This is a genomic window from Streptomyces sp. NPDC047515, assembly GCF_040643055.1.
Classification (GTDB): Bacteria; Actinomycetota; Actinomycetes; order Streptomycetales; family Streptomycetaceae; genus Streptomyces.
On sequence record NZ_JBEYTM010000056.1, the window covers coordinates 1 to 12540 of the forward strand.

Consider the following 12540-nt stretch of genomic DNA (forward strand, 5'->3'; position numbering starts at 1 on the left):
CTTTCGTGTCCGATTCCCGGTCGAAGCGGGGCCGCTTTCCAGTTCCACGCTTTCGCGTTTCCCTTTCCGGCGATTCCAACCTTACCAGACTCTTTCCTCACCGTTTCCGGTTCGAATTTGAATTCCGGTGGCCTTTGGAGTGGCCTTGCCTTTCGGCGGATCCGACTTTATCAGAACTTCTGAGTCGGAATTCCCGCCCCGTTCGGGGTGACCACTGCACACGAGTGTGCGCGGTGCTTCCCGGCCTGGCGGAGCCGTAAACGTACTGGAGCGGGGCGCCCCGATGCAAATCGGGGGCCCCGCTCCGGAGTTCGCGCCGGTCGGGGTCAGACCTCGACGACGACGGGAAGGATCATCGGTCGCCGACGGTAGGTGTCGGAGACCCACTTGCCCAGCGTGCGGCGGACCAACTGCTGGAGCTGGTGGGGCTCCAGCACGCCGTCCTGGGCGGACCTGTTGATGGCTTCCTCGATCTTCGGCACGACGGCACTGAACGCCGAGTCGTCGATGCCGGAGCCACGGGCATGGATGTCCGGGCCGCCCGTGATCTTGCCGGTGGAACTGTCGACCACGATGAAGACGGAGACGATGCCCTCCTCACCGAGGATCCGACGGTCCTTCAGGGAGGTCTCGGTGACATCGCCGACCGAGAGGCCGTCGACGTACACGTAACCTGCCTGGACCTTGCCGACGATCTTGGCCTTGCCGTCGACGAGGTCGACGACGACGCCGTCCTCGGCGATGACGATGTGGTCCTTGGGTACGCCGGTGAGAGCACCCAGTTCGGCGTTGGCCCTCAGGTGGCGCCATTCGCCGTGGACCGGCATCAGGTTCTTCGGCCTGCAGATGTTGTAGAAGTACAGCAGTTCGCCGGCCGAGGCGTGGCCCGAGACATGGACCTTGGCGTTGCCCTTGTGGACGACGTTGGCACCCCAGCGCGTCAGGCCATTGATCACGCGGTAGACCGCGTTCTCGTTGCCCGGGATCAGGGACGACGCCAGGATCACCGTGTCGCCCTGCACGATGCGGATCTGGTGGTCGCGGTTGGCCATACGGGAGAGTGCGGCCATCGGCTCGCCCTGGGATCCCGTACAGACCAGCACGACCTCGTCGTCCGGCAGGTCGTCGAGGGTCTTGACGTCGACCACCAGGCCCGCGGGGACCTTCAGATAGCCCAGATCACGGGCGATGCCCATGTTGCGGACCATGGAGCGGCCGACGAAGGCGACCCGGCGGCCGTACTCGTGGGCCGCGTCGAGGATCTGCTGGATGCGGTGCACATGGCTGGCGAAGCTCGCCACGATGATGCGCTTCTGGGCGTTGGCGAAGACCGTGCGCAGGACGTTGGAGATGTCCCGCTCGGGCGGCACGAAGCCGGGGACCTCCGCGTTGGTCGAGTCGGAGAGGAGAAGGTCGATGCCTTCCTCGCTCAGCCGGGCGAACGCGTGCAGGTCGGTGAGTCGGCCGTCCAGCGGGAGCTGGTCCATCTTGAAGTCGCCGGTCGCGACGGCCATGCCTGCCGGCGTGCGGATGGCGACCGCGAGCGCGTCCGGGATCGAGTGGTTGACCGCGACGAACTCGCAGTCGAAGACGCCGATGCGCTCGCGCTGGCCCTCCGCGACTTCGAGGGTGTAGGGGCGGATGCGGTGCTCCTGCAGCTTCGCCTCGATCAGCGCGAGGGTCAGCTTGGAGCCGATGAGGGGGATGTCCGGCTTCAGGCGCAGCAGATACGGGACGCCACCGATGTGGTCCTCGTGGCCGTGCGTGAGGACGATGCCCTCGATGTCGTCGAGACGGTCCCGGATCGTGGTGAAGTCCGGCAGGATCAGGTCGATCCCGGGCTGCTCCTCCTCGGGGAAGAGAACGCCGCAGTCGACGATGAGCAGGCGGCCGCCGTACTCGAATACCGTCATGTTGCGGCCGATTTCACCGAGGCCGCCGAGCGGGGTGACGCGAAGGCCGCCCTTCGGGAGCTTCGGCGGGGTGCCGAGTTCGGGGTGCGGATGACTCAAAAGACTCTCCTTACCACGCGCGCCACGTACCGCTTGGGCACGTGGCGCGCATGTCATTCGTGCACTTGCTGTTGTCTGTGATGTCGCTCTTGCGAGTGTTCTTCGCTTATTCAGTTGTGAAGTCTGTGGTTACAGCTCTACCCCACCGGCGGCGAGATCGATCTTGAGCTGCGCCGTTTCCTGTGCGGTGAGTTCCACCAGGGGGAGGCGCAGCGGGCCCGCGGGGAGGCCCTGGAGCGCCAGCGCGGCCTTGGTGGTGATCACGCCCTGGGTACGGAACATACCGGTGAAGACCGGCAGGAGCTTCTGGTGGATCTCCGTGGCCTTCTGGACGTCGCCACCGAGGTAGGCCTCGATGAGGGCGCGCAGGTCGGGAGTGACGACATGGCCGACGACGGAGACGAAGCCGACGGCGCCGACCGAGAGGAGCGGCAGGTTCAGCATGTCGTCGCCGGAGTACCAGGCGAGGCCGGACCGGGTGATCGCCCAGCTGGCACGGCCGAGGTCGCCCTTGGCGTCCTTGTTGGCAACGATGTGCGGGTGCTCGGCGAGCCGCACCAGCGTCTCTGTGTCGATCGGCACACCGCTGCGGCCCGGAATGTCGTAGAGCATCACCGGCAGACCGGTGGCGTCGGCGATAGCCGTGAAGTGCCGGAAGAGGCCTTCCTGCGGCGGCTTGTTGTAGTACGGCGTCACGGCGAGGAGGCCGTGGGCGCCGGAGCGTTCGGCCGTGCGGGCGAGCTCGATGCTGTGCCGGGTGTCGTTGGTGCCGATGCCGGCGACGATGTGGGCCCGGTCCCCCACCGCTTCCAGTACTGCCCGTACGAGCTGGTCCTTCTCCGCGTCGCTGGTGGTCGGGGACTCGCCGGTGGTGCCGTTGACGATCAGGCCGTCATTGCCTGCGTCCACCAGATGGGCGGCGAGCCGCTGGGCGCCGTCGAGGTCGAGTGCGCCGTCCGCCGTGAAGGGCGTGACCATAGCGGTGAGGACCCGCCCGAAGGGGGTCTGCGGAGTGGAGATCGGAGCCATGGGTAACACGCTACTCGTTGCTCAGCGCCCAATGCCCCCTCGGGGGGACAAGCTAGAGGAGCCCGACACTGCCTGCTCGGGGGTTCAAGCAGTGCCGGGTCCGTTTGATCAGCCTAGATGAACTTCACGAAACGCCGCAATACGGACACCGCTTACGGGGCTACGCGTCCGTTTTTGTTGAAGGCTGCATGGGTGAGCGGCATGAGCCGGGCCCAGTGCTCTTCCATCTGCTGGCCGACCATCTCGATCTCGCGCTGCGGGAAGGACGGCACCTTCGCCAGCTCGTGCTGGGTGCGCAGGCCCAGGAAGTGCATCAGTGAGCGGGCGTTGCATGTGGCATACATCGAGGAGAACAGGCCCACAGGGAGCACGGCGCGGGCGACCTCGCGGGCCACTCCCGCGGCGAGCATCTCCTGGTACGCCTCGTACGCCTGGCGGTAGGAGTCCTCCATGATGCGGCCGGTGAGCTCCTGCTGGGCCTGGGTGCCCTCGACGAACTCGTACTTGCCGGGGCGGCCCTGCTGGACAAGCTTGCGGGACTCCCCCGGGACGTAGAAAACGGGTTCCAGCTCCCTGTAGCGGCCCGATTCCTCGTTGTACGACCAGCCGACGCGGTGGCGCATGAACTCGCGGAACACGAAGATCGGGGCGCTGATGAAGAAGGTCATCGAGTTGTGCTCGAACGGGCTGCCGTGCCGGTCGCGCATCAGGAAGTTGATGAGCCCCTTGGAGCGCTCAGGGTCCTTCGTGAGCTCCTCCAGGGACTGCTCACCGGCCGTGGAGACACGGGCCGCGAACAGCACGTCGGAGTCACCTGCAGCGTGTTTCACCAGGTCAACGGTGACATCGCTGCGGAAGCTGGGCTTTGCGGGCTCGGGGGTCTCGGTCACCGGCGGGGTCCTTCCAATTGCGTCGCTCGGGCGGCGCCCACTCTACGGGCCGCCACTGACAACGAGGGCTGGAAGGGCCGTCCAGGGATTTCTTCGACGAATTCGGCGATTCGGGGCACCGAATGGGCCCGCTGTGCGTCTGACTCAGTAGCAGCATCCGTAACAGAGTTCAAGGAGAGTTTCCTCATGTTCCGCCGGCGTGAATCCGTCCCGTTCTCGTTCGTAGCCGAGGCCGACCGATTCCGCAGTAACGTCACCCCGCCCCCGCGGGAACGCACCAGCGTCTCCCAGCTGGCCGGCCGTTCCCTCATCGGGCTGACGGTCGTCGCGGGCCTCGTGGGGTCGCTGATCCTCGGCCTGCCAGCCCTGAGCCCCGCCCAAGGCCCGTCGCACACCCAGCAGACCGAGGCCTCGCACGGGGGCTGACGCGCGCGGGCCCCCTGGGGTGGTCCCGTCGGCGATCTCCTCGATAGCCTCACCGAGCACAGCAATCGAGCGTGCTTGTGAGTGAGGATCAGTCGTGCCCCTGCCCTTTCTGACGGCCGACCGCGCGTTTGACGCGAGCGCCGAGGACATCGCGCTGCCGTTCGACGACCACGACGACTGGCGGCGTCCGTACCGCCCCGGGCCCTGGCGGGTCGCTGCCGCGGCCTTCCTGCTGCTGTTCGCTTCGTTCATCCTGCTCGCGGGGATGATCATCGCGTTCGCCGGAGCGGTACCGGGCGCCGTCGTCTGCCTGGGACTGGCCCTCGTGGTCATCGCCTGTGCCCTGCGGCTGCTGCGGATCGGCGCCTGGGTGAGCCGGCACGGCGTGCGCCGGGTGGGCTTCTTCACGACGACGACCGTGCCGTGGGACCAGGTCGCGGCCGTCCGTACGGTGCAGCAGCCGGTGAAGTGGCTCGGTTTTCCGCGCACCGTACAGGGCCAGGCGCTGATCGTCGTACGCCGGGGAGGCGAGGCGGTTCCGCCGCTGCTCACCGACAGCAACGCGGATTTCCTGACGCGGGGCGAGGCGTTCGACCGTGCCGCCGACGCGGTCGAGGCGTGGGGGGACGAGTACCGGCGGGACTGAGGCGAGGGGCGGCGGGGCCGTTCGGCAACCGGTTCGCCCTCCGTCCCCGGGCGCGCACGAAGGGCGTCCTCGACCGCAGACCGGCCACCTCATCCGGACACATCGGCCCGGATCAGGTGGCCGGTCGGCCCCGTCGGCCCGGATCAGGGCGTGCTGGGCCGGGTGGCCTTCATGTGCAGGGCGATGGCTCGCTGCATGGCCTTGCGGGCCCGAGGGGTGTCCCTGGCGTCCTGATAGGCGACGGCCAGTCGGAACCAGCAGCGCCAGTCGTCCGGAGCGTCCTCGGTCTCCTCACGGCGGCGTGCGAACACGGCGTCGGCCGAAGCACGGTCGATACGACCGGACGGGGTACGGACCAGTTCGTCGACCGGCAGACCGCCCTCCGCGTCGAGTTCCGCGGCCAGCGCGTTGGCCCGCGCCACGAACTGGGTGTTCTTCCAGAGGAACCAGACACCGATCACCGGCAGGATCAGCACCGCGACCCCGAAGGTGACCGTCAGCAGCGTGCCGTGCCGGATGAGCAGGACGCCACGGCTGCCGACCAGGACGAAGTAGAAGACCAGGACGGCAGCGGTGACGAAGTAGGTGATCTTTGCGCGCATGGCGTGGCTCAGTCAGTTCAGGTCGAGGAAGTGTTCCAGGCCGAACGTGAGACCCGGAGTGGTCACCACACGGCGTGCGCCGAGCAGGATGCCCGGCATGAAGCTGCTGTGGTGCAGGGAGTCGTGGCGGATGGTGAGGGTTTCGCCCTCACCGCCGAGCAGCACTTCCTGGTGGGCCAGGAGCCCCCGCAGCCGGATCGAGTGGACCGGGACCCCGTCGACGTCCGCGCCGCGGGCACCGTCGAGGGCCGTGGTGGTGGCGTCCGGCTGCGGGGCGCAGCCTGCCTTCCGCCGGGCCTCGGCGATCAGCTCGGCGGTGCGGGTGGCGGTGCCCGAGGGGGCGTCGGCCTTGTTCGGATGGTGCAGTTCGACGACCTCGACGGACTCGAAGTACCGGGCGGCCTGCTCCGCGAACTTCATGGTGAGGACGGCGCCGATGGAGAAGTTCGGCGCGATGAGCACACCGGTCTCCGGGGAGCCGGCGAGCCAGGTGTTCAGCTGCGCGAGCCGTTCGTCGGACCAGCCCGTCGTACCGACGACGGCGTGGATGCCGTGCCGGACGCAGTAGTCGAGGTTGTCCATCACCGACGCGGGGGTGGAGAGTTCGACGACGACCTGGGCGCCGGAGTCCGCGAGGGTCTCCAGCTTGTCGCCGCGGCCCAGGGCGGCCACCAGCTCCATGTCGTCGGCGGCCTCGACGGCTCGTACCGCCTCGGAGCCGATGCGGCCCTTGGCGCCGAGAACGGCCACGCGCAGCTTGCTCATTGCTCTGCTTCCTTACGGGGAGTTAGGAGACCGCTTCGTCGAGGCGGTCGGCCTGCTTGTCCTTGAGCGGGCCGATGACGGAGAGCGAGGGGCGGTGTCCGAGGACCTCGCCCGCCACCGCGCGGACGTCATCGGGGGTGACCTGCGCCATCCGGGCCAGCATGTCGTCGACCGACATCTGGTCGCCCCAGCACAGTTCGCTCTTGCCGATGCGGTTCATCAGCGCGCCGGTGTCCTCCAGGCCGAGGACCGTGGAGCCGGACAGCTGCCCGATGGCGCGGCCGATCTCCTCGTCGCTCAGTCCTTCGGACGCCACTCGGTCGAGCTCGTCGCGGCAGATCTTGAGGACGTCGTGGACCTGGCTGGGCCGGCAGCCCGCGTACACGCCGAAGAGTCCGCAGTCGGCGAAGCCCGAGGTGTACGAGTAGACGCTGTAGGCGAGGCCGCGCTTCTCCCGTACCTCCTGGAAGAGGCGCGAGCTCATGCCGCCGCCGAGGGCGGTGTTGAGGACGCCGAGCGCCCAGCGGCGGTCGTCGGTGCGGGCCAGGCCGGGGACGCCGAGGACGACGTGGGCCTGCTCGGTCCTGCGGTTCAGCAGCTCGACGCGGCCCGCGGTGCGCAGGGTGCGGGAGCCCGCGCGCGGGGCGACCGGAACGGCGTCGGTGCGGGACAGCGCACCCGCCCGCTCGAAGGCCTTGCGGACCTGGCGCACGACCGTGGCGTGGTCGATGTTGCCCGCGGCGGCGACGACCAGGTGGGTGGGGTCGTAGTGCTTCTTGTAGAAGCGGGCGATCCGGCCGCGGTCGAGCGCGTTGATGGTGTCGACGGTGCCGAGGACCGGGCGGCCGAGAGGGGTGTCGCCGAGCAGCGTGTGCGCGAACAGGTCGTGCACGCAGTCGCCCGGGTCGTCCTCGGTCATGGCGATCTCTTCGAGGATGACGCCACGCTCGGCGTCGACATCCTCGGCGGTGATCAGCGAGCCGGTCAGCATGTCGCAGACGACGTCGATGGCCAGCGGCAGGTCGGTGTCCAGGACCCGCGCGTAGTAGCAGGTGTACTCCTTTGCCGTGAAGGCGTTCATCTCGCCGCCGACCGCGTCGATCGCGGCGGAGATGTCGAGGGCGCTGCGCTTGGCGGTGCCCTTGAAGAGGAGGTGTTCGAGGTAGTGCGTCGCGCCGTTCAGGGTGGGGGTCTCGTCGCGTGAGCCGACGTTGGCCCAGATCCCGAAGGTGGCCGAGCGGACGGAGGGCAGGGTCTCGGTGACGACCCGGAGGCCGCCGGGGAGAACGGTGCGGCGAACCGTACCGATGCCGTTGCTGCCCTTGAGAAGCGTTTGGGTACGGGCGACGGCCCGCGCCTTCGAGGAGGCGCGGGCCGTCGTCACGGAACTACGGGACGTCACTTGGCGGCGTCGTCCTTCTTCTCGTCCCCTGCGGCGGAGCCGCCATCGGACTCAGCACCCTCGATGACCGGGATCAGGGAGAGCTTGCCGCGGGAGTCGATCTCGGCGATCTCGACCTGGACCTTGGTTCCGACGCCGACCACGTCCTCGACGTTCTCCACGCGCTTGCCACCGGCGAGCTTGCGGATCTGCGAGATGTGCAGCAGGCCGTCCTTGCCGGGCATGAGGGAGACGAACGCACCGAAGGTGGTGGTCTTGACGACCGTACCCAGGTAGCGCTCGCCGACCTCCGGCATGGTCGGGTTGGCGATCGAGTTGATCGTGGCACGGGCGGCCTCGGCGGCCGGTCCGTCGGCGGCACCGATGTAGATGGTGCCGTCGTCCTCGATCGTGATGTCGGCGCCGGTGTCCTCCTGGATCTGGTTGATCATCTTGCCCTTGGGGCCGATGACCTCACCGATCTTGTCCACCGGGATCTTGACGGTGATGATCCGCGGGGCGTTCGGGGACATCTCGTCCGGGACGTCGATGGCCTCGTTCATCACATCGAGGATGTGGAGGCGGGCGTCGCGGGCCTGCTTCAGCGCGGCGGCCAGGACCGAGGCGGGGATGCCGTCGAGCTTGGTGTCGAGCTGCAGCGCGGTCACGAACTGCTTCGTTCCGGCGACCTTGAAGTCCATGTCACCGAAGGCGTCCTCCGCACCGAGGATGTCGGTGAGGGCGACGTAGTGGGTCTTGCCGTCGATCTCCTGGGAGATCAGGCCCATGGCGATACCGGCGACGGCGGCCTTGAGCGGCACACCGGCGTTCAGCAGCGACATGGTGGAGGCGCAGACCGAGCCCATGGACGTCGAGCCGTTGGAGCCCAGCGCCTCGGAGACCTGGCGGATCGCGTAGGGGAACTCCTCGCGCGTCGGCAGCACCGGCACGATGGCGCGCTCGGCGAGCGCGCCGTGGCCGATCTCGCGGCGCTTGGGCGAGCCCACGCGGCCGGTCTCACCGACGGAGTACGGCGGGAAGTTGTAGTTGTGCATGTAGCGCTTGCGGGTCACCGGGGAGAGGGTGTCCAGCTGCTGCTCCATACGGAGCATGTTGAGGGTGGTGACGCCCAGGATCTGGGTCTCGCCACGCTCGAACAGCGCCGAGCCGTGCACGCGCGGGATGGCCTCGACCTCGGCGGCGAGCGTACGGATGTCCGTGACGCCACGGCCGTCGATGCGGACCTTGTCCTTGATGACGCGCTCGCGGACCAGCTTCTTGGTCAGCGCACGGTACGCGGCGGAGATCTCCTTCTCGCGGCCCTCGAAGGCCGGGAGGAGCTTCTCGGCGGCGATCTCCTTGACGCGGTCCAGCTCGGCCTCGCGGTCCTGCTTGCCCGCGATGGTGAGCGCCTGGGCCAGCTCGGACGTGACGGCGGCGGCGAGCGCCTCGAACACGTCGTCCTGGTAGTCCAGGAAGACCGGGAAGTCGCCGGTGGGCTTGGCGGCCTTGGCGGCGAGGTCCGACTGGGCCTTGCAGAGGACCTTGATGAAGGGCTTCGCGGCTTCGAGACCGGCGGCGACGACCTCTTCGGTCGGAGCCTCGGCGCCGTCCTTGACCAGCTGGATGGTCTTCTCGGTGGCCTCGGCCTCGACCATCATGATCGCGACGTCGCCGTCCTCCAGGACGCGACCGGCGACGACCATGTCGAAGACGGCGTCCTCGAGCTCGGTGTGCGTCGGGAAGGCGACCCACTGGCCCTTGATCAGGGCGACACGGGTGCCGCCGACCGGGCCGGAGAAGGGCAGGCCGGCCAGCTGTGTGGAGCAGGAGGCGGCGTTGATCGCGACCACGTCGTACAGGTGGTCGGGGTTGAGCGCCATGATCGTCTCGACGATCTGGATCTCGTTGCGCAGGCCCTTCTTGAAGGAGGGGCGCAGCGGGCGGTCGATCAGGCGGCAGGTGAGGATCGCGTCCTCGGAGGGCCGGCCCTCACGACGGAAGAAGGAGCCCGGGATCTTGCCCGCGGCGTACTGCCGCTCCTCGACATCCACCGTGAGGGGGAAGAAGTCGAGCTGGTCCTTGGGCTTCTTGGAAGCGGTGGTGGCCGACAGCACCATGGTGTCGTCGTCCAGGTACGCGACGGCGGAGCCTGCGGCCTGCTTGGCCAGGCGGCCCGTCTCGAAGCGGATGGTGCGGGTGCCGAAGGTTCCGTTGTCGATAACGGCCTCGGCGTAGTGGGTCTCGTTCTCCACTAGCTTTTTCTCCGATACATATCGTCTTCTCGCCCCCACGCCCGTGTGGCGGGGGACGGTAGCGGAGAAGCCCTCCATCGGGGGCCGGTCTTCGATCGAAGCACCCGGGTCGATGAGTCCGGGGGCCACTACCGAGGACCGGCGGCGGGGAGGTCTGCTTCTCGCTCGTCCGTGGGTCGTTCTGCGACCAGGTTACTGAGATTCGGCTCAGCTTGGCATTCCGGTGGTGCGGGCGGACGCGCCACACCCCGTACATGCGTACGCACGCATTCCTGTGCGTACAGCAAAGGGAGCGGCCCCCTCAGTGGTGGGAACCGCTCCCTTCACGGCGTACTACTTGGCGCCGCCGGCCGCACCGCGGCGGATGCCGAGGCGGTCGACCAGGGCACGGAAGCGCTGGATGTCCTTCTTGGCCAGGTACTGCAGAAGGCGGCGGCGCTGGCCGACCAGGATCAGCAGACCACGACGGGAGTGGTGGTCGTGCTTGTGGACCTTGAGGTGCTCCGTCAGGTCCGAGATGCGACGGGAGAGCATCGCGACCTGGACCTCGGGGGAACCGGTGTCACCCTCCTTGGTGGCGAACTCGGCCATGATCTGCTTCTTCGTAGCGGCGTCGAGCGACACGCGGTACTCCTCTTTGATGTTCGATGCGTCCACGAGTGCCCCTGGTCTTGGTCTCAGGGGGTCTTCCGTTACTCGGGGGCGAGGGTCCGATGGGCGCAGCTTCCAGGATGATCCGGAAGCGCGTACACAAACGGCCGTCACACAGCGTACCAGCCCCAGCGGGGCACGCCGCGCGGGGGCGGTCCCGGTGCCCCGGGAACGGTCGGTGCCGCTCCGTCCTCGGTTCTCGCAGGACCGTGTTGCGCCCGGCCTGCCCGGTTCCGGACCGGCCGGGGCGGCCGGTCTCAGCCGGTCAGGGACCTGGCCCGGGCGAAGACGTCCAGTACCGCCAGGCAGAGCGGGACCAGGGAGAGCAGGACGGTGCTCTCGGCCAGGTCGAGAAGACGTCCCCAGAACGGGGAGAGGCCCTTGCGGGGGATGATCAGGCCGATCGCGGTGAGCAGAGCGGCTCCGGCGGCCACGGCCGTGGAGAGCCAGATCGTCCGGATGTCCAGGGAGCTGCGGTCCCCGTACCGGACGAGATCGAACAACAGGTCCGTCGGCGGATTGAGGGAGAGGCCGAGGACGAGCAGCGCGACCGCGCCGAGGCCCGCCACCAGCACGCAGGCGACCTGCGAGGTGTAGCGGAAGAGGCGGGCGCGCAGCAGCATCGCGAGTCCGGCGGCCAGTGCCAGGAACTGCCCCCAGAAGTTGTCCGAGAAGCCGAGGACGGCCGCGCACCCCACGACGACCGCGGCGCAGCCCCCGACCAGGCCCAGCAGCATCTCGTGGCCGCGGCGGGCCTGGGCCGCGATGCGGTCGGCGTCGACGGGGGTGCCCTGGGTCCGGGGTTCCGCGTTCGGGTCGGCGAAGTTGTCGTCGTAGCCGCCGGGGGCGGTGTGCGGCGAGGCGTAGCCGATGGGCAGCCGGGCGAACCTGGCGGAGAGGCCGGGCAGGAAGGCGACGAGACCGAGGGCGACGGGCGCGCAGACCGCGGCGGTCTCGGTGGCGGACGCGTCGGTGAGGATCGCGACGAAGGTCGCCAGGGTGCCGACGGTGGCGAGGAAGGTCGCCGCGACGAACGGGGCGTCGCCGCTCGGGGTGAGGACGACCAGCGCGACCGAGGCGACCAGGACCGCGACGCAGCCGAGGAGGAACTGGAGCCTGCCGGGCCCCTGGCCGGCGTCCGGGCCGATGATGCCGGAGCCCGCGATGAGCACGAGGGGCAGCGCGCCGAGGCCGAGCGCAACGGCGGTGGCCCGGTCCGCGTAGACCCGGGCGCGCACCCCCGCGAACGCGGTCAGCAGGAGTCCCGCGGAACCGGCGATGACGCCGGGCAGACTGTGCATGTCGTGGCGGACGGGGTCGGCGAACCAGAGCACGAAGCCCATCAGCACGAGCAGCAGTACACCGCCGACGAGGCCCGCGCCGCGCAGCAGTTCATCGCTCCACAGGTGGCGGTCGCGGGTGACGGCCGAGGCGACGGCGTCCGAGACGTCGTCGAAGACGGCGGGCGGCAACGACTGGGCGAAGGGCCGCAGGCTGAGGAGTTCGCCGTCGAGGACCTGCTGGGCGGCGAGGGTGCGCGCGCCGTCGAGGACCGTGCCGTCGCGGCGTACGAGGTGGTAGCCGGTGGGACTTCCGGCCTCCTGGGTCTGGCCGGTGAGACGGAGGATCTCCGGGTAGACGTCGGCGACGGCGACGTCCTCCGGCAGGGCCACGTCGATCCGGCTGTCGGGTGCCACGACAGTCACGCGGCAGAAGCCCGTCGCTGCGGTCGAACTCACGTGTCTGGTCCCCCTGATTCGCGGTTGCGCACGGTGCGCGCGCCACCCTACCGGGAGGAGGACAGGTCATCTGCAAGTAGGATCGCCGTCTCGCGGAGGGACGTCCGCAAGCACAGGCAGCCACGGGGGCTTCGGTGCACGTCC

At 68.9% G+C, this 12540-nt stretch carries 11 protein-coding genes; 2 read left to right on the plus strand and 9 right to left on the minus strand.

Annotation, left to right across the window (positions count from 1 at the left end):
• Nucleotides 1-326 precede the first annotated feature (326 nt).
• The 3 genes from ABZ826_RS31680 to thyX all read right to left on the minus strand — a co-directional run bounded on the left by ABZ826_RS31680 (nt 327) and on the right by thyX (nt 3931).
• Nucleotides 327-2012 carry a ribonuclease J gene (locus ABZ826_RS31680; RefSeq protein ID WP_361455952.1) on the minus strand — a complete coding sequence of 562 codons (1686 nt, stop codon included), beginning with the start codon at nt 2010-2012 and terminating at the stop codon, nt 327-329.
• A 129-nt stretch (nt 2013-2141) separates the two neighbouring features.
• On the minus strand, nt 2142-3041 hold the full coding sequence (gene dapA, locus ABZ826_RS31685) for a 4-hydroxy-tetrahydrodipicolinate synthase (RefSeq protein ID WP_361455955.1): 900 nt from the start codon (nt 3039-3041) through the stop codon (nt 2142-2144).
• A gap of 152 nt (nt 3042-3193) precedes the next feature.
• Nucleotides 3194-3931: an FAD-dependent thymidylate synthase gene (thyX, locus tag ABZ826_RS31690; RefSeq protein WP_361455958.1), complete on the minus strand. Its 738-nt coding sequence runs from the start codon at nt 3929-3931 to the stop codon at nt 3194-3196.
• 186 nt (nt 3932-4117) lie between these two features.
• Between thyX and ABZ826_RS31695 the strand changes: the two genes are divergently transcribed.
• Nucleotides 4118-4357 carry a hypothetical protein gene (locus tag ABZ826_RS31695; protein ID WP_361455961.1) on the plus strand — a complete coding sequence of 80 codons (240 nt, stop codon included), beginning with the start codon at nt 4118-4120 and terminating at the stop codon, nt 4355-4357.
• 94 nt (nt 4358-4451) lie between these two features.
• Nucleotides 4452-5003 (plus strand): hypothetical protein, encoded by a 552-nt coding sequence (locus ABZ826_RS31700; protein WP_361455964.1) that lies wholly within the window; start codon nt 4452-4454, stop codon nt 5001-5003.
• 143 nt (nt 5004-5146) lie between these two features.
• Here ABZ826_RS31700 and ABZ826_RS31705 read toward each other — a convergent pair whose 3' ends face one another.
• The 6 genes from ABZ826_RS31705 to eccD form a co-directional block, all read right to left on the minus strand.
• Nucleotides 5147-5605, minus strand: coding sequence for a tetratricopeptide repeat protein (locus ABZ826_RS31705; protein ID WP_361455967.1), 459 nt, complete (start codon nt 5603-5605; stop codon nt 5147-5149).
• Nucleotides 5606-5617: 12 nt separating this feature from the next.
• Nucleotides 5618-6370 (minus strand): 4-hydroxy-tetrahydrodipicolinate reductase, encoded by a 753-nt coding sequence (dapB, locus tag ABZ826_RS31710; protein WP_361455970.1) that lies wholly within the window; start codon nt 6368-6370, stop codon nt 5618-5620.
• 22 nt (nt 6371-6392) lie between these two features.
• Nucleotides 6393-7772 carry a pitrilysin family protein gene (locus ABZ826_RS31715; protein ID WP_361455973.1) on the minus strand — a complete coding sequence of 460 codons (1380 nt, stop codon included), beginning with the start codon at nt 7770-7772 and terminating at the stop codon, nt 6393-6395.
• Entirely contained in the window at nt 7769-10006 is a 2238-nt protein-coding gene (locus tag ABZ826_RS31720) for a polyribonucleotide nucleotidyltransferase (RefSeq protein WP_361455976.1), read from the minus strand. Before ABZ826_RS31720 ends, ABZ826_RS31715 begins: the two co-directional genes overlap by 4 nt.
• Nucleotides 10007-10339: 333 nt before the next feature.
• A complete protein-coding gene (gene rpsO, locus ABZ826_RS31725) occupies nt 10340-10630 on the minus strand; it encodes a 30S ribosomal protein S15 (RefSeq protein ID WP_351084700.1) in 291 nt (96 codons plus the stop codon).
• Nucleotides 10631-10914: 284 nt separating this feature from the next.
• The gene (eccD, locus tag ABZ826_RS31730) at nt 10915-12396 is read right to left on the minus strand and encodes a type VII secretion integral membrane protein EccD (protein WP_361455979.1); all 1482 of its coding nucleotides are present in this window, start codon (nt 12394-12396) and stop codon (nt 10915-10917) included.
• Between the last annotated feature and the right edge of the window lie 144 nt (nt 12397-12540).